The organism is Halorubrum sp. 2020YC2, from assembly GCF_018623055.1.
Lineage (GTDB): Archaea > Halobacteriota > Halobacteria > Halobacteriales > Haloferacaceae > Halorubrum.
On the sequence record NZ_CP076019.1, the window covers coordinates 947833 to 965048 of the forward strand.

At 68.4% G+C, this 17216-nt stretch carries 15 protein-coding genes and 2 tRNA genes; 9 read left to right on the forward strand and 8 right to left on the reverse strand.

The window, feature by feature from the left end:
* The first annotated feature begins 173 nt into the window (after positions 1 to 173).
* Positions 174 to 743: a hypoxanthine/guanine phosphoribosyltransferase gene (gene hpt, locus KI388_RS04675; protein ID WP_215088212.1), complete on the forward strand. Its 570-nt coding sequence runs from the start codon at positions 174 to 176 to the stop codon at positions 741 to 743.
* Positions 744 to 1285: 542 nt separating this feature from the next.
* Positions 1286 to 1963 carry a type 1 glutamine amidotransferase domain-containing protein gene (locus KI388_RS04680; protein ID WP_215088213.1) on the forward strand — a complete coding sequence of 226 codons (678 nt, stop codon included), beginning with the start codon at positions 1286 to 1288 and terminating at the stop codon, positions 1961 to 1963.
* Positions 1964 to 2053: 90 nt separating this feature from the next.
* Here KI388_RS04680 and KI388_RS04685 read toward each other — a convergent pair whose 3' ends face one another.
* On the reverse strand, positions 2054 to 2365 hold the full coding sequence (locus KI388_RS04685) for a transcriptional regulator (protein ID WP_215088214.1): 312 nt from the start codon (positions 2363 to 2365) through the stop codon (positions 2054 to 2056).
* 130 nt (positions 2366 to 2495) lie between these two features.
* On the opposite strand from KI388_RS04685, the gene KI388_RS04690 reads away from it, so the two are divergent.
* Entirely contained in the window at positions 2496 to 3470 is a 975-nt protein-coding gene (locus KI388_RS04690) for an NDP-sugar synthase (protein ID WP_215088215.1), read from the forward strand.
* Positions 3471 to 3528: 58 nt separating this feature from the next.
* On the opposite strand, the gene KI388_RS04695 is transcribed toward KI388_RS04690, so the two are convergent.
* Both KI388_RS04695 and KI388_RS04700 read right to left on the reverse strand, forming a co-directional pair.
* The gene (locus KI388_RS04695; RefSeq protein ID WP_215088216.1) at positions 3529 to 3738 is read right to left on the reverse strand and encodes a hypothetical protein; all 210 of its coding nucleotides are present in this window, start codon (positions 3736 to 3738) and stop codon (positions 3529 to 3531) included.
* Between the two features lie 83 nt (positions 3739 to 3821).
* Positions 3822 to 5288, reverse strand: a complete 1467-nt coding sequence (locus KI388_RS04700; protein ID WP_215088217.1) for a DHH family phosphoesterase — start codon at positions 5286 to 5288, stop codon at positions 3822 to 3824.
* A 215-nt stretch (positions 5289 to 5503) separates the two neighbouring features.
* Here KI388_RS04700 and KI388_RS04705 point away from each other — a divergent pair.
* Positions 5504 to 5577: transfer RNA gene (locus KI388_RS04705), tRNA-Lys, on the forward strand.
* Between the two features lie 57 nt (positions 5578 to 5634).
* On the opposite strand, the gene KI388_RS15495 is transcribed toward KI388_RS04705, so the two are convergent.
* Entirely contained in the window at positions 5635 to 5766 is a 132-nt protein-coding gene (locus KI388_RS15495) for a hypothetical protein (protein ID WP_256441520.1), read from the reverse strand.
* A gap of 111 nt (positions 5767 to 5877) precedes the next feature.
* Between KI388_RS15495 and KI388_RS04710 the strand changes: the two genes are divergently transcribed.
* A complete protein-coding gene (locus tag KI388_RS04710) occupies positions 5878 to 7176 on the forward strand; it encodes an MFS transporter (protein WP_215088218.1) in 1299 nt (432 codons plus the stop codon).
* Between the two features lie 653 nt (positions 7177 to 7829).
* Here the strand turns inward: KI388_RS04710 and KI388_RS04715 are convergent.
* Positions 7830 to 9002 (reverse strand): alanine--glyoxylate aminotransferase family protein, encoded by a 1173-nt coding sequence (locus KI388_RS04715; protein ID WP_215088219.1) that lies wholly within the window; start codon positions 9000 to 9002, stop codon positions 7830 to 7832.
* A 171-nt stretch (positions 9003 to 9173) separates the two neighbouring features.
* Here KI388_RS04715 and KI388_RS04720 point away from each other — a divergent pair, with 171 nt between their 5' ends.
* On the forward strand, positions 9174 to 10784 hold the full coding sequence (locus KI388_RS04720; protein ID WP_215088220.1) for an ATP-binding protein: 1611 nt from the start codon (positions 9174 to 9176) through the stop codon (positions 10782 to 10784).
* A 9-nt stretch (positions 10785 to 10793) separates the two neighbouring features.
* On the opposite strand, the gene thrS is transcribed toward KI388_RS04720, so the two are convergent.
* Entirely contained in the window at positions 10794 to 12770 is a 1977-nt protein-coding gene (thrS, locus tag KI388_RS04725) for a threonine--tRNA ligase (protein WP_215088221.1), read from the reverse strand.
* A gap of 178 nt (positions 12771 to 12948) precedes the next feature.
* Between thrS and KI388_RS04730 the strand changes: the two genes are divergently transcribed.
* On the forward strand, positions 12949 to 13929 hold the full coding sequence (locus tag KI388_RS04730; RefSeq protein ID WP_215088222.1) for a PLP-dependent cysteine synthase family protein: 981 nt from the start codon (positions 12949 to 12951) through the stop codon (positions 13927 to 13929).
* Positions 13930 to 14501: 572 nt separating this feature from the next.
* Here KI388_RS04730 and KI388_RS04735 read toward each other — a convergent pair.
* On the reverse strand, positions 14502 to 14924 hold the full coding sequence (locus tag KI388_RS04735) for a CoA-binding protein (protein ID WP_215088223.1): 423 nt from the start codon (positions 14922 to 14924) through the stop codon (positions 14502 to 14504).
* An 83-nt stretch (positions 14925 to 15007) separates the two neighbouring features.
* The gene (locus KI388_RS04740) at positions 15008 to 15607 is read right to left on the reverse strand and encodes a recombinase RecA (protein ID WP_215088224.1); all 600 of its coding nucleotides are present in this window, start codon (positions 15605 to 15607) and stop codon (positions 15008 to 15010) included.
* Positions 15608 to 15938: 331 nt separating this feature from the next.
* Between KI388_RS04740 and KI388_RS04745 the strand changes: the two genes are divergently transcribed.
* Together KI388_RS04745 and KI388_RS04750 are read left to right on the forward strand one after the other, a co-directional pair.
* Positions 15939 to 16013 (forward strand) — tRNA-Arg (locus KI388_RS04745).
* Between the two features lie 335 nt (positions 16014 to 16348).
* The gene (locus KI388_RS04750; RefSeq protein ID WP_215088225.1) at positions 16349 to 17152 is read left to right on the forward strand and encodes a MarR family transcriptional regulator; all 804 of its coding nucleotides are present in this window, start codon (positions 16349 to 16351) and stop codon (positions 17150 to 17152) included.
* Positions 17153 to 17216 lie beyond the last annotated feature (64 nt).

A 17216-nucleotide genomic window follows, 5' to 3' on the forward strand; every position in this document is an offset into this window, starting at 1 on the left:
GCCGACTGGGGCTTTGGCAGTGCTCGCGGAGGGGCCTCGAATCACGTATCGCCGAGCGGCCGGAAGTTCGACGGCGAGACACACAGCGTCCGTTCGTCCCTCGTTCCGTGCGACCGCGCTCCACGGAGCCCGGGAATCGCCACGCTTTATTAATCCGCCCGAGTACCGGCGACATGGACCAGTTGCGGCAGTCGCTCCTCGACGCGCCGATCATCGAGAAAGGCGAGTACCAGTACTTCGTCCACCCGATCAGCGACGGCGTCCCGATGCTCGAACCGGAGCTGCTCCGGGAGATAGTCATCCGGATCATCCGGAAGGCGGAGCTGGAGAACGTCGACAAGATCGTCACCCCCGCCGCGATGGGGATCCACATCTCGACCGCGCTCTCGTTGATGACCGACATCCCCCTCGTGGTCATCCGCAAGCGCCAGTACGGCCTCGACGGCGAGGTCCCGCTGTTCCAGGAGACGGGCTACTCCGAGTCGGAGATGTACATCAACGACGTCGAGCAGGGCGACCGCGTGCTCGTCTTAGACGACGTGCTCTCGACGGGCGGCACGATGAAGGCCATCCTCGACGCGCTCACCGACGAGGTCGGCGCGGAGGTCGTCGACGTCGTCGCCGTGATCAAGAAGGCGGGCCCCAACGAGCTCGACGACACCGACTACAACGTGAAGACGCTGATCAACGTCACCGTCGAGGACGGCGAGGTCGTGATCGTCGACGCCCAAGGCGACGAGTAACTCGGTATCCGCAGGTCGTTGGGGGAACTCCGCGAAAGTTCACTCGTGCTTTTATAAGTAGCCAACAACGGACCGGCGGTGAACACCTCCAAAGCCCCAGTCGCGAGGCGGGCGCACGCTCGCTGTCGCCCGAAAATCGGAGATTTTCGGGATGACGAGAGAGCTTCGCTCTCTCGAACCACGCTCCTCGTCACTCACTCCGTTCGTTCCTGCGGTGCTTGCGTCGTCATCAGAACGCGAAGCGTTCTGACTGGCTCACGAGAGCGAAGCTCTCGTGAACGCCTGCGCCCGCCTCGCGACTGCCCCTTTGAGTCCCGCCCCGCACAGCGACTGCCCCTCACACCTCCCCAGCCTCGTCGGCCGGTCTCCGCGTCGCTCCGACCGGCCGACTCCCTCGCACGCGCTCCTCGCGGCCGCCGGGGGCGGCCACTCGGAGGCGCGCGCCGACCGCACCGCTACGTTCGTTTATAAACCCCGCGCCGTCCCTCGTCGCTGCCGGGCGCGGGCGCCTTTTATATAGCGCTCACGAATGAGGGGTACGCATGACTGACGCGTTATTCGTCGTGAGCGAGGAAGGCTACTGGGCCGAGGAGTGTATCGAGCCGCTGACGACGCTCGAATCGGAGGGCGTCGACGTGACGATCGCGACCCCGTCGGGGTCGCCGCCGGTCGTCGACGAGCGCTCGCTGGACCCGGAGGCCGCGGGCGGCGAGGAGCGCGTCGCGGAGCTCCGCGAGGTCGACGAGGAACACCCCGGACTCAACGACCCCGAGCCGGTCGCGACCGTCGACGCCGCCGACTACGACGCCGTCGTCTTCCCCGGCGGTCACGGCACCGCGTGGGACGTGAATCAGGACCGCCACGCCCGCCAGCTGCTCCTCGACTCGGTCGCCGGCGAGGAGGGCGTCGCGCTGGTCGTCTGCCACGCGGTCGGCATCCTCGCGTTCACGAACGAGGCCGACGGGACGCCGCTCGTCGAGGGGCGCTCTATCACGGGCTTCCCGAACGAGTGGGAAGAAGACATCGTCGACGAGAACGACCTGATGCCCGACGGGCGGAAGCTCCCGTACTGGGTCGAAGACGAGGTCGTCCTCGCCGGCGCCGACTTCGACGCCGAACTCGACGCCGACACCAGCGTCACCGTCGACGGCGACCTGATCACCGCGCGCGGCCCGGGCTCCTCCGTGGCCGCGGCCGCGACGCTGCTCGACGAACTGTAACTCGACGAATCGCCACTCGACGAATCGCCACTCGACGAATCGCCACTCGACGAATCGCCACTCGACGGGCCGCGACTCGGAGCGGCCCGGCTACCGGATCACGAACGCCGGCTCCTCGATCCGCTCGCTCTTACACTCCGGACACCGCGACGGTTCGTTGACCGGGTCGTCGAACCCGTCGAACCCGCACTCCCGGCAGGTCGGCGGCGCGACGAGGAACTCCTCGCCCGCGCTGCCGCCCGCGCCGGCGCTCGGCTCGTCGCCGTCCGCGACCGACCGCGAGACGTGTTCGAGGTGTTCGTACACGACGGGCGTCGGCAGCGACAGCGTCGCCGCGAGGTCGCTCGCGGTCCGGGCCTCCTCGCGGAGCGCGTCCGCGATCCGCTGACGGGTCGTCTCCATACGCGGGCTTCGGCGCCGACGGATAAAACCGTCCGGCCTCGGACGGACGTCGGACCGGCGACGGGGGAAACCGCCTCCCCGGAAGCGGGCGGGCGCAAGAGGTATGTCACCGGGGTGAGACGGACACCGTATGAAGGCAGTCGTACTCGCGGGAGGCTACGCGACCAGGCTCTGGCCGATCACCGAACACCGGCCGAAGATGTTCCTGCCGGTGGGCGAAAACACCGTCATCGACGAGATATTCGAGGACTTGGAGGCCGACGACCGGGTCGACGAGGTGTTCGTCTCGACGAACGAGCGCTTCGCGGACACGTTCGCGGCGTACCTCGACGACAGCCCCTTCGAGAAGCCGACCCTCTCGGTCGAGGAGACCGTCGCGGAAGACGAGAAGTTCGGCGTCGTGGGGGCGCTCGAACAGCTCGTCGAACGGGAGGGCGTCGAGGACGACCTGATCGTCGTCGCCGGCGACAACATGATCAGCTTCGATCTGTCCGAGTTCGCGGACTTCTTCGAGGAGAAGGGGACGCCGACGCTGGCGGCCTACGACGTCGAGGACCGCGAGCGCGCGAAGTCGTACGGGCTCGTCCAGCTCGACGGCGACGAGGTGATCGACTTCCAAGAGAAGCCGGACGACCCGGAGTCGACGCTCGTCTCCATCGCCTGCTACGCGTTCCCCGCGGAGACGCTCCCGAAGCTCACGACGTACCTCGAAGACGGCGAGAACCCCGACGAGCCGGGCTGGTTCCTCCAGTGGCTCCAGCGGCGCGGGCCGGTCCACGCGTTCACCTTCGACGGCGCGTGGTTCGACATCGGCACCGCCGACAGCTACCTTGACGCGGTCGAGTACGCGCTCGACGGCGGGACGCTCGTCGCGGCCGACGCGACCGTCGAGGGGACCGAGTTAGGCGACGTCGTTCACGTCATGTCGGGCGCGACGGTGACCGACTCGACGCTCGACCGCGCCGTCGTCTTCGACGACGCGACGATCACCGACTCCGAGGTCCGCAACTCCGTGATCGACACGGGCGCGACGCTGGAGGGCGCCGACCTCTCCGGCGCGCTGATCGGCTCGCACACCTCGATCACCGAGGGCGACGACTTCTGACGCGGCCGCCGGGGGGCCCGCGGCGCCCTTCATCGGTCACTTCCCGTCGCGCTCGCGGTCACTCGCCGCCGGTCCCGGCCTGCGCGTGCGTGTGGTGGTAGCAGTCGAACGCGGGGTCGCCGCCGTCGGTCGCGGGGTAGAAGCAGACGCGCTGGTAGCGCTCGTTGTCGAGCAGGTTCGCCACGAACCCCCCGGTGTGCCGAGAGACCGAGTCGTACGGGTCCCCGCAGGCCGGACAGGCGGCCGGCGGGTCGTCGGGGACGTACATGCGACGTGACGCATAAGTCTACGTCCCCGAGCCGGAAAACGACCCCGCCGAGGTGGCGCCTCGAAGGCCGACGACCGGCGAGTTCAAGACCCGTTCGAGCCGTCTCCGCTCCCGCCCTCGACGCCGAGCGCGTCGAACAGCTTCCGGCGGACCGCCTCCTCGGTGAGGTGGAGGAGCGTGTCGCGGTTCTCGCCGCTCGCCTCGATACCGGTGAAGATCCCGAGCGGAATCGAGAGCGACCCCTGCGTCGAGTGGCCGGCGGCCTCGCCCATCTCAGAGAACGCCTCGTCGAGGACGTTGCCGATGTTCAGCCGGATGTCCTTCGAGCGGGCCGCGAGGTAGATATTGTCGTCAGCGATGCCCAATACGGCCGTCGTCGTGATCCCCTCCAAGTTGAGCAGGTGTTGGGCGGCCTGCGCGAGCGCCTCGCGGTCGCGGATGAACCCCGCCGTCGAGAAGAGGTGGCTCCCCTGGACCTCGCGGTTCTGGATCGCCTCCGCGAGCACGTCGAGCGTCTCCGGGCTCATCGACGGTGACTCCACCTGTTCGAGCGTGTCGTGGTTCGCGAACGGGTGGAGGTAGGCGGCCGCGGTCAGGTCCGCGGGCGTCGTGTCCCGCTTGAAGTCGAGCGTCTCGGCGCGGATCCCGTACAGCAGCGCGGTCGCGACCGCCTCCGAGGGCGACTGGTCGAACTCCTGGAGGTACTTCGTGAGGATCGTCGACGTCGAGGAGACGTTGGTCCGCACGTCGACGAACCGGGCGTCGAACGGCACCTCCGCCTCCAAGTGGTCGAGGTAGACGTCGATCTCGACGTCGAAATCGAAGCCGTCGTCGGCCGACTTCGCGAGGTCGACGGCCGCGACCGTCCCGTACTCCGAGAGGTCCGGCGCCTCGGAGCGCGCCAGCAGGTCGATCCCGAGCAGGTTGACGAACGCCCGGTTCTCTTGGTGGCCCACGTCGCCGGAGTAGACGATGTCCGCCTCGACGCCGAACGCCTCGGCTATCGCCTGCAGCGCGGTCGCGGAGGCGATCGAGTCCGGCTCGGGGTTGTCGTGGGTTAAGATTGCCATCCGGTCGCCGCCCGCCTCGATTATCTCCGCGAGCTGGCGGGCCATGTACTCCAGTTCGCCCGTCTCCAGCGACTGGAGCGCGCTGTCCGCGATCACCGTCGAGGGATTGATCACGACGTCGGCGCCGCGCTCCCGCAGCTCGTCCTCGCTGACGGGGTCAGAGGCCCGGACGACGACGTAGTGGTCGCCGCCGGTCTTCCGCACCGCCGAGACCGCGGCCTTGTTCGCCTCCACGTCGCTCGCGAGGATCAACACGATGTCGCGGTCGCCCAGCTCGTCGACGACGTCCGGCTCGGCGATGTCCTGAACGCGGGCGTTGAGGTCCTGGTCTCGGAGCGCCTCGACCCGGCTCTCGTCGCGGTCGAGGATGAGGACGTCCTTGCCGCGCTCGGTCAGCTCCTCCGCGACGGCGTGGCCGACGCTTCCACAGCCGAGGATGGCGTATCGGGTCCGCGCGGATCCGGATGCCCCACTACTCATTGGAGGGATTTCCGCGGCACGACACTTAACGAGTGCGCTCTCCCTGTCCTCGAGGCGTCGGCGCCGTTACAGCCTTCCGCGTGTTCGCTCCCGAGCGGCTCCCCCGGTCTCCGACTCGGATGTCGCCGCATTCGTGCGATTTGTCGGGTGTCCGCGACGCGGCGACGTGGTCGAATGAAAAGGCCTTTTACCGTGACGCGGATACGAACTTGTGAGGGCCGGTAGCTCAGTTAGGGAGAGCGACGGACTCTTAATCCGTCGGTCGCGTGTTCAAATCGCGCCCGGCCCGCTTCTCATATAGCCGTTTTGTCTCACACGCCGGCGGGTACCGATGCCTTTCGACGCCTCACCCACGAGTCCGGTCTCCGGCGTCGGCGTCCTCGATCCGTGCCCCGCACTCGGGACAGACCTCGTCGGCGCACGAGACCGCGAGGTCGTACTCCGGACAGAGCCGGCGGTCGCAGGCCGCGTCGCCCATGCGACGGCGTCTCTCGGTGTCCGACATAACTCCGACGCCGGGTCTCGGTCGCCCGACGCCGCGGACGTTTCGAATCGTAACCCCTTTTGAGGCGGTGCGCACCCATCCGGTGTGAGCAACGCGGACGAGGGCAACGGGGCGAACCGCTCGCAGTTCTGGGCGCTCTACCTCACGCGGTTCGCGGAGGGGTTCGGGTTCATCACGCTCATCACCCTGTTGCCGACGTACATCAACACGCTCGACCCGCAGGCGACGACGGTGCTCGGCGTCACCATCTCGGCCGGGTTCATCATCGGGATGTACACCACCGGCTTCACGCTCGCGCAGACCGTCGCCGTGGTACCGCTCGCGTGGGCGGGCGACCGCTTCGACAAGCGGCTCGTGCTGCTCGGTGTCCTCGGCGCCGGCGCGGCCGTCTACGCCCTCTTCCCGCTGGCCGACTCGTCGGGGTCGTTCATCCTCGTCCGCGCGCTTCAGGGGCTCGTCGTCACCGGCGCGGGGCTGATGACGCTCTCGCTCGTCGGGCAGATAGCCGACGCCGGCACGCGGGCAGACAAGATCGGGAAGGCGAACGCCGCCTCCTTCGGGGCCTCGATCCTCGGGTCGCTCGGCGCGGGCGCCATCTACGACGCCGTCGGGTTCGGCCCGGTGTTCACGCTCATCACGGCGCTGATGGTGGTTGCGTGGCTGGTCACGTGGGGGATGCTCGACGCCGACCCGACGCGGATCGAGGGGTTCCCGTTCTCCGATCTGGCGGTGAACCGCAAGATCCTCACCATCTCGACGTTCCGCGCGCAGTACGCCTTCGCGGTGACGATGGTGCGGACGTGGATCCCGATCTACGCCGGCACGGAGCTGGCCGCCGGGGGACTCGCGGTCGGCGCGACCGCGGTCGCGGTGACGGTCACCGCCGAGAAGGCGACGAACATGGTCGGACAGCTGTTCACCGGCCGGCTCTCCGACGCGTACGGCCGGTCGCTGTTCGTCTTCGCCGGCGGCGGCGCCTACGGCGCGATAGCGGTCCTGATCCCGTTCGCTCCGGCCGTCGGCACGGCCCTCGGCACCGACGTGACGGTCCCGATCCTCGGCCAGTTGCCGCCGGCGTACCTGCCGCTGGTGGCGCTGTCGGGGCTGCTCGGCGTGGCGGACTCCTTCCGGGAGCCGGCGAGCATGGCGCTGTTCGCCGACGAGGGCACAGACGACGGCGGCGTCGCCTCCAGCTTCGGGATCCGCGAACTCGTCTGGCGACCCGGCTCCGTCGCGGGCCCCCTCATCGCCGGCTGGCTGATGGTCGAGGTGAGCATGGCGTCCGTCTTCTACGTCGGCGGCGCGTTCGCGATCACCGGCGTCTTGGCGTTCCTCGCGATCCTCTCGCGCGATCACGGACGCGCGGCGCTAACGACGTGGTAGGGGGCATTTGTGACCCGCGGCTCGCACATCGACCGCGTCCGGATTCAGAGACGTTCTCGTCCGAAGGGGTTGATCGCTGAACGGTGGTTCTTGCTTGACGACGGGAGTGGGTGTTACAGATCGGCGGCTGCGATGTGGTGTTTAAATGGCCGTGAGCGACAGCGACGAGGGATTATAAATGGAGAGCGCGGTGGCGCGCCTGCGAGCGGCCGCCACCGGCGGCCGCGAGCCAGCCCGCGAGGGACGCCGCGAACGCCCGGAGGGCGTGAGCGGCGAGGCTGGGGAGGTGTGAGGTGCGGGGCGGTGCGGGGCACGGGACTCAAAGGGGCAGTCGCGAGGGCGAAGCACGCCGCAGCAAGCACCGCAAGGAGCGAGTGAAACGAGCGACTGAGGAGCGCAGCAAGGCGCGCGAGCCGTCGCGACTGGGGCTTTGGAAGCCCCCACCGCACAAGCGTGATCAATTATAAACAGCGGACAGAAACACCGCGCTTCGGCTTATAAGTGACCACGCCATCACACTAAGCGACGTACACCCGCCATCGCTCGTCGCTGGATCCGTATCGCCCCTATCCGGGGGAGGATATCTCACCGGTCGAGAACTCTGACGAAATCGTCCCGGCCAGAGATCGGTTCCGCCTCTGATCAGCCCTCTATCAGGCCTCGTACCCCTGTTCGCTCAGCGCGTCTTCCAGCGCCGCGAGGACGTACTCGACGTTCTTCGGGCGGGCGGAGTAGCCCATACAGCCGATCCGCCAGATGTCGCCTTCGAGGTCGCCAAGGCCCGAGGCGATTTCGAGGTCGTACTCCTCCAAGAGGTGGTCGATGACGGCGCCGTCGTCGACGCCGTCGGGGACGCGCACCGCGTTCAGGCTCGGCAGCCAGTACTCGTCGGGCGCGTTCATTTCGAGGCCCAGTTCCTGTAGGCCCGCCTTCAGGTCGCCGGCGACCCGGCGATGACGCGCCCACCGCTCCTCGATCCCCTCTTCTGCGACGAGGCGGAGCGCCTCGCGCAGCGCGTACACGTTCGTGATCGGCGCGGTGTGGTGGTACGACCGGTCGTCGCCCCAGTACCCCTCCAAGAGGGAGAGGTCGAGGTACCACGACCGAGGCTGCTCGTCGCGGTCTAGCACCTTGTCCATCGCGCGGTCGTTGAGCGTGAGCGGGCTCGCCCCGGGCGGACACGAGAGGCACTTCTGCGGGCCGGAGTAGGCGACGTCGACGCCCCACTCGTCGACGCGCATCTCGACGCCGCCGAGCGAGGTGACGCAGTCCGCGATCACGTACGCGTCGTGGGCGTGCGCGATGTCGGTCAGTTCGGGGACGTTCGGCTGGAGGACGCCGGTCGACGTCTCCGCGTGGACGAACCCGAACACGTCCGGCTGGTGCTCCTCGAACGCGCGCTCAACGTCGACCGGGTCGAGGGGTTCGCCCCACGGGGCCGACACCTCGACGCCGTCGCCGCCCGCGCGCTCGGCCATCGACTTCATCCGGCCGCCGAAGTAGCCGTTCGTCGGGACGAGCATCGTGTCGCCCGGCTCGACGAGGTTGCCGATCGCGGCCTCCATCGACGCGGAGCCGGTGCCCGACACCGGGATCGTCCACTTGTTGTCCGTGCGGAACGTGTAGCGCAACAGCTCCTGGACCTCGTCCATGACCTCGACGAACGTGGGGTCGAGATGGCCGACGAGCGGGGTGCTCATCGCGTTGAGGACGCGCGGGTGGACGTCGCTCGGCCCGGGACCCATCAGCGTTCGGTCCGGCGGCGTCAGCTCTCCGACCTCGGGCGGTCGCTCGTCGACGCCGAGTTCGGCGTACCGGTTTGACATACGTCCGATCCCGACGAGCGAGGGCAAAAACCCGACGGAACCGCGGCGCGTCACCCCGGTCGGCGGACCGATCGACGCGAGCGCGACGGGGGCGCGACGCGAGCGCGTCGCCGTGCGTCGCCGCGACAGCGGATCCCGATTACTAAATCCCCGCGGCGCGTACGTGCTCCCATGTCCGGCCCCGCCCGCGAATCGGCATCGGACCAGAACCTCCAGGCCGTCCTCGACCGGATGGCCGACGGGTTCTTCGCCCTCGACGCGGACTGGACGGTCGCGTACGCGAACGAGGAGGGGCGCCGGATCCTCCGGTCCGCGATGAGCGACGACGCGGTCGGTCCCGGCGAGTCGGTCGAGGGGCGCAACCTGTGGGACTCGATCCCCGGGTCCACCGAGACGGAGTTCCACGACCGGTACCACCGCGCCATGTCGACCCAGGAGCCGGTCTCGTTCGACTCCTACTACGAGCCGCTCGACACCTGGTTCGAGGCGCGGGCGTTCCCCTCCGAGAGCGGGCTCTCCGTCTACCTGCGAGACGTCACCGAGCAGCGCGAACTGGAGCGCCGGCAGCGGGAGAGCCTCCACGCCATCCAGCGGCTCTACGCGGTCTCCTCGGACCACGAGCGCACGTTCGAGGAGAAGGTGGAGGCAATCTTGACGCTCGGCTGCGAGTACCTCGACGTGCCCAACGGGTTTCTCACGCGCATCGGGGACGGGACCCAACACGTCGAGGTGTCCCACGCCGAACACCCCCTGTTACAGCCCGGAGAGACCTGTCCACTCGACGAGGCGTACTGTAAGCGGACCATCGAGCGCGACAGCCTGTTGACGATCGTCAACGCGTCCGAGGAGGGGCGGACCGGCGACCCCGCGTACGAGACGTTCGGGCTGGAGACGTACATCGGCGGGAGGGTCGAGGTCGACGGCGACCGGTACGGGACGCTGTGTTTCGCCGCCACGACGCCCCGCGGCGAGCCGTTTACCGACACTCAGCGGACGTTCGTCGAACTGCTGACGCGGTGGGTGAGCTACGAGCTGGAACGGCAGCGCGCGGCCGACCGGCTCGAACGCGAGCGCGACCGGCTAGAGGAGTTCGCCAGCGTCGTGAGCCACGACCTCCGGAACCCCCTCACGGCCGCGCGGGGGCGGATGGAGCTCCTCGCGGAGGAGTGCGACAGCGAGCACGTCGAGCCGGTCGAGCGGTCGCTCTCGCGCATGGAGACGCTCATCGAGGACCTGCTCACGCTGGCGCGCGAGGGGGACGCCGTCGACGACCCCGAGCCGGTCGACCTCGTCGCGCTCGCCGCCGACGCCTGGGAGACGACCGACAAGGGGGGCGGAACGCTCCGGACGGCCGTCGACGAGCTCGGGGTCTTGGCGGACGAGGCGCGGCTGCGGCAGCTCTTAGAGAACCTGTTCCGCAACAGCGTGGAACACGGTTCCACGAGCAGCGAGGGACGGAGTCCCTCGGGCAACCGGGCTCCGCCCGGTGACAGCCGGACGGAGTCCGGCGGCGCCGTCGAGCACGGCGGCGGGGAGGTGACGGTCACCGTCGGCGCGCTCGCGGACAGCGACGGGTTCTACGTGGCCGACGACGGACGGGGGATCCCCGAAGACGAGCGCGAGCAGGTGTTCGAGACCGGGTACACCACGACGACCGACGGGACGGGGTTCGGGCTGAACATCGTTGCGGAGATCGCCGACGCGCACGGCTGGTCGGTTCGGGTCGTCGAGTCCGAAACGGGCGGCGCGCGGTTCGAGGTCAGCGGCGTCGAACCGGCCTGAACCGCTCGATTACTCGCCGTCGACGAAGTCTGGCTCCGTCCGCTTCTCCGCGCGCTCGTCGACGAGGTGGTCGACGAAGTCGTCGAGGTCGACGTCGCCGCGCTGGTTCTCGAAGCGGTCGCGGACCGAGACGGTACCGGCCTCCTGCTCGTCGTCACCGACGATGGCCATGTACGGGAGGCGGTCGTCGTGGCCCGCGCGGATCTTGCGGCCGACGGTCCAGTCGCGGTCCTCGACCTCAACGCGGAAGTCGGCGTCTTCAAGCTCGTTTTTCACGCGGTGCGCGTAGCCGAGCGTCTCGTCGGAGACCGGGAGGATCCGGACCTGTTCCGGCGCGAGCCACAGCGGGAAGTTGCCGTCGAAGTGCTCGATGAGCACCATGAAGAACCGCTCGTAGCTCCCGTACAGCGCCCGGTGGATCATCACGGGCTGGTGGTCCTCGTTGTCCTCGCCCGTGTACGTGAGGTCGAACCGGTCGGGCATGTTGAAGTCGAGTTGGACCGTCGGGCCGTCCCAGACGCGGCCCAGCGCGTCCTCGAAGCCGAAGTCGATCTTCGGGCCGTAGAAGGCGCCGTCGCCCGGCTCGACGTCGTAGTCGTAGCCGCCCGAGTCGAGCACGTCGCGGAGTTGCTCCTCGGCGGACTCCCAGATCTCGTCGCCGCCGACGGACTTGTCGGGTCGGGTCGCGAGGGCGACCTCGACCTCTAGGTCGAGCGTCTCGACGACCTCGAAGATCATCTCGATGACGGACTCGATCTCCTGACGGATCTGGTCCGGACGGACGAACAGGTGGCCGTCGTCGATGGTGAACGACCAGACGCGGGAGAGCCCCGACAGCTCCCCGCGCTGCTCTTTGCGGTACACCTTCCCGTTCTCGAAGTAGCGCTGCGGGAGGTCGCGGTACGACCACGACTGCTGGTCGAAGATGGTCGCGTGGCCCGGGCAGTTCATCGGCTTCAGGCCGTACTCCTCGTCGTTGACGTCGAGGAGGAACATGTCGTCCTTGTAGTTCTCGTAGTGGCCGGACTGCTTCCACAGCTCCGTCCGGAACACGTGGGGGGTCTCGACCTCCTCGTAGCCGTTCTCGCGGTTGAGCTCGTTGGCGAAGTCCGAGAGCTCCCGCAGCACCGTCTTTCCCGGCGGGTGGTACAGCGGGAGGCCCGGCCCGGTCACCGTCGGGATCGAAAAGAGGTTCATCTCCTGGCCGATCTTCCGGTGGTCGCGCTCTTGGGCCTGTTCGCGCAGTTCGAGGTACTCCGCTAAGTCGGACTCGCTCGCGAAGGCGGTGCCGTACACCCGCGTCAGCGAGTCGTTCTCCTCGTCGCCGCGCCAGTAGGCGGCCGACACCTCAAGCAGCGTCGCGGCGCCGACCTCGCCGGTCGACTCGACGTGGGGGCCCTGACAGAGGTCCTCCCAGTCGTCTTGGACGTAGAAGGTGACCTCCTCGCCGTCGGCCTCCTCGTCGAGTATCTGCCGTTTGTACTCGTTGTCGGCGTAGACCTCCTTCGCCTCCTCGCGCGAGCGGACCTCGCGCTCGATGTCGTAGTCGGCCGCGATTATCTCGTCCATCTCGTCTTCGATGGCGGCCAGATCGTCCTCGTCGACGTCGACGTCGGTCACGTCGTAGTAGAAGCCGTCGTCGGTCGGGGGGCCGATCGTCAGCGTCGCCTCCGGGTGGAGCCGCTGGAGCGCCTGCGCGAACACGTGGGCGGCGGAGTGGCGCAACACCGTGAGGTACTCGTCCGACTGGTCGGTGACGATCTCGATCCGCGCGCCGTCGTGGACCTCGGCGTACTTTTCGACGAGTTCGCCGTCGATCTTCCCCGCGACGGTGTCGCGACCGAGCCCGGGGCCGATCTCGAAGGCGACGTCCTCGACTGTCGACCCCGCCGGAACGGTCAGCTCTGATCCGTCCGGCAGGACGACCGTCACCTCGGCCTCCGCATCGGTCTCGCTCATACAGGGTCGGAGCCGGACGACGGGCATAAGTGTGTTCGATCCGCGCCGCGGATTCGCACACTCGGTCGGTCGCCCGCTCCGTTCCGCGACGCTCCCCTCTCCCGCCTTACACCAGACTTCCGGAAACGACCGCCGGTTTTCGGGACCTCCGGATCCGGACGGAGCGATGGCAACACACAAATCCCGCGGCAACGTTTGCCGGCCTATGACCACCCATCGGGAGCCCCTGTCGTCTGTGTTGGAGACGGTCGGGGAGACGCCGCTCGTCGGGGTCCACGACGCGCCGGACGCGGTGCCGGTGTACGCCAAGCTGGAGTCGTTCAACCCCGGCGCGAGCGTCAAGGACCGCATCGGGAAGTACATGCTCGAACGCATGCTGGAGTGCGGCGACGTGAGCGAGGGCGGCACCGTGGTCGAGCCGACCGCGGGCAACACCGGGATCGGACTCGCCGTCGCGGCCAAGCAGCTGGGGCTGAACGCGATCTTCGTCGTCCCCGAGCGCTTCTCGGTGGAGAAACAGCAGCTCATGCGCGCGCTCGGCGCGGAGGTCGTCAACACCCCGAGCGAGGACGGGATGGGACTCGCGATCGACCGCGCGCATCAGATAGCCGAGGAGCTGGACGACGCCGTCGTCCCCCAGCAGTTCTCGAACCCGCTCAACGTCGAGGCGCACTACGAGACGACCGCGCCCGAGATCGACGAGGCGCTCGACGGCGAGGTCGGCGCGGTCGTCGCCGGCTGCGGCACCGGGGGGACGCTGATGGGCCTCGCGGAGTACTTCCGCGAGCGCGACCCCGACACCTACGTCGCCGCCGTCGAGCCCGCCGGCTCCGCCTACCGCGAGTTCCTCGGCGAGGACGTCGAGCACGAGGAGTACAAGACCGAGGGGATCGGCACCCACGACATCGACCGGAACGAGCTGTTCGACCCCGACGTCGTCGACGACATTATCGCCGTCCCCGACCGCGAGGTCCACGAGGAGATGGGTCGACTCGCCGCGGAGGAGGGACAGCTCGTCGCCTCCTCCGCCGCCGCGAACGCCATCGCGTCGAAGCGAGTCGCCCGCGACATCCGCGACGGCGCGGTCGACGCCCCGCACGAGTCGGTGGCCACCATCTTCTGTGACTCCTCCGAGCGCTACCTCTCGAAGGGCGTCTACCGGAGCTTCGAGGAGTGGGAGGGGTGATACGTGTGAGAGCGGCGCCGTGATCGCGAGCGGTGGGATAGTTAACTTGGCTCCGGGCGACGGTTATCTCTTATAAAAGAGGGCGGTGGCGTCGCCGGCGGCTCTGCCGCCGGCTACAAACGGCGCGTAGCGCCGGCGACAGCACGCGCGAGGGACGCGGCGAACGCGGGCGGCGAAGCCGCGAGCCGTGAGCCGCGAGGCTGGGGAGGCGTGAGGTGCTGTGCGGAGCGGTGCGCGGTGGGACTCAAACGGGCAGTCGCCGGCGGCTGTCACCGGGCGAAGCCCGGTTGCCAGAGGGACGGAGTCCCTCGCTGCCCGTGGCGCGTAGCGCCACGCTGCCGCGAGGACGAAGCACGGCGCAGCAGGCCGCGCGAGTCCTCGCGGCTGGGGCTTTGGAGGTGTTCACCGCCGAGACGTAGTCAACGATTTATATCCGAGCGGCTGGGGCTCTGGAGGTCTTCGCCGCTGATCCGCAGTTCCTCACTCGGAACCGGTCGAGACGCACGGTTCAGCGATCGACCGTTTCGGACGAACTGCTGTCTGAAAACGTGAATCTCGACAATCTCGCCGTGTTAACTACGTAGACGGCCGTGTTCGACCTTGATACAGCGGTCCTGAACCACGTCGATTCCGCGCCCCTCCGCCGCCGCGGCCGCCTCGTCGTGGCTGATCCCGAGTTGAAGCCAGACCGCGCCCGCGTCGCCGCGCGCCGCGTGGCGCTCGCGGACGGCGTCGAGTATCTCCGGCACCTCCTCGCTCGGGCGGAACACGTCCACGAGGTCGACGTCCTCCTCAACCTCACCGAGCGCGTCGTACGCCGGCTCCCCGAGGACCTCGTCCGCGAACGGGTTCACCGGGATCACGCGGTACCCCTGATTCTGGAGGTACGCGGGCACGTCGTGGGCGGCCTTCCCGGACGTCGTCGAGCAGCCGACGACCGCGACGGTCTCCGCGTCGAGCAGGCGGTCGAGTCCCTCGTCGTCGGTGATGGGCATGACTCGCCCTTCGGCCGCGACCCGATTAAGCGGTTCCCCCGAGCGGCGGGGAGCGAAAGAGGATGCGAGCGCCGCGTCGCCGGTCAGGCGAGCCGGATGTCGGGTTCGCCGTCCTCGGGGACGGTGACGATCCCGTCGAACAGCTGTTTCAGCGTGTTCATCGCCTGATCGTCGTGGGCCGTCGAGTCGATGCTGTACAGCCCCAGCCCGTCGACGCTCTGGACCCGGCCCGTGAACACGTGGAGGAAGCGGAACACCGTCTGGAGGTCCGAGTACATCAGCAGCGTCGACAGCGAGTGGACCATCACGCGGTTCCGCTCGATGCCGCGGTCGCCGAACGCCTGGAGGAACTCCGAGAGCTTGATCCCGATGCCGGTCATGTCCACCGGCGAGGAGGCGTACTTGATCCGGTCGGACTCCCGGACGTCGCCGCCCTGCTGGCGGGTGACGCAGTCGACGACGGCGACGGGCTTGCCCTCGTAGGGCGTCCGCTTCTCGTAGTCGCGGAGCACCCGGTCGGCGCCGTCCTTCGTGGTGACGACGATGGCGCCCTCGTCGCGCTCGGTCCCGGCGGCGAGGATGTCCATCATGATCGACCGCTTCCCGCTGAGCGGCGGGCCGGTCAACAGGATGTTGGTCCCGGGCTCGACCTCGGCGTCGAAATGCGGCGTCAGCTCATACATGGACGCACCTCGGGGGCGACGTCGTCGGCGCAGGCCACTCGTTCGGCCGCGAGGCCGTACGACCAGGACACATCTACTACCGAAACATGCCCGCTCCGAATAATATTCTTTTTGATCGGCCCTCGGAAGGCGATGCCGCGTCTCCGCGCGGTCCCGCGTCGCTCAGCCGCCGGATCAGGCCTCGGGAGGGGGTCGACCGCCGTCGAAGGGCGCGGACGTGTCACGGCCGCGAATCGACCGACCCTCGGTGACGCGAGACGGATCGGCCGACTGCGGGGTGCCGACTCGGAATCGCGGGACTTAACATGCTCTCGAAAGTACGCAGAGGCACGGGCGCTTAGCTCAGTTTGGACAGAGTGCTTGGCTTCGGACCAAGTTGCCACGGGTTCAAATCCTGTAGCGCCCATGTTTCTGACGACGAGCCGAGCGAGGTGACCGTCTCTCGGCGGTTCACGATCCCGTAGCGCCCGTGATTCCGTGGGAAGCGGACGTGCCTACTGAGGCCGGCGAGCGCGGGGTCGAAGGACCGCCTGAGCTCCGGCTCGGTCGGCCCGCTTTCGCGTCGTTCGGAGGTCCTCGTCGCTCGGTGCTCTCGGCGTACAAGTGTATCGCGTCACGAGGCACTCTCGTTTGTATTAGGAAAACGCTGTTTTAGCCAGCGGGCGCCGAGCGTCGCCCTTAGCACGGATCGGCGGTGAGATAGACAACAAAACTTTATCTGTGGCATCTGAATGTTCGCTGATGGGAGACTCAGCGGGCGGCGGATCGCCGGACGTCCTCGAGAACAAGCGGAGCGCGACGCGCTACCAGGTGCTCGTGGAGATCGCGGCCCGCCAGCCGGCGGTGAGTCAGGGCGAGATCGCGGACACGATCGGCGTGACCTCGCAGGCGGTCAGCGACTACGTCCGCGATCTGGTCGAGTCGGGGTACGTCGAGAAGGGGGGTCGCGGCCGGTACGAGGTGACGAAGGAGGGGGTAGACTGGCTCATCTCCCGAACCGACGACCTGGAGACGTACCTCGAACACGTGAACTCCGACGTGCTCGGGAGCGTCCAGGTCGACGCCGCCGTCGCGCTCGACGACGTGGCGGAGGGCAGGGAGGTCGGACTGGTGATGCGGGACGGCGTCCTCCACGCCAACCCCGCCGGCGGGACCGCGACGGCGGTCACCGTCACGAGCGCGGAGAAAGGCGAGGCCGTCGGCGTGGCCGACTTCGAGGGCGTCGTGGACTACGACACGGGAAGCGTCTCGGTGCTGCCCGTCCCGACGGTGACCGACGACGACCGCCTGGGGCCGGACGTGCTCTCGGCGCACGTCCCGGACGAGGGGCTCGTCGCGGTCGCGGGGACGGAGGCGTACGCGCTCGTCTCGCGGAGCGGCGTCACCCCCGACATCAGGTTCGGGACCGCGGAGGGCGTCGCGGAGGCGGGGATGCTCGGTCTCGACGTCCTCCTGGTCGCGGTGACCGACGAGATTCCGCGCCACACCTCCAAGCTCCGCGACAGGAACGTCCCCCACCGGGTGCTCGATTCGGACGCGTTCTAGCCCCGCGGTCGCCGCGCGGGCGATCCCCGCTATCTTTTTCCGGCTCGTGCGGCTCCCGGTATTC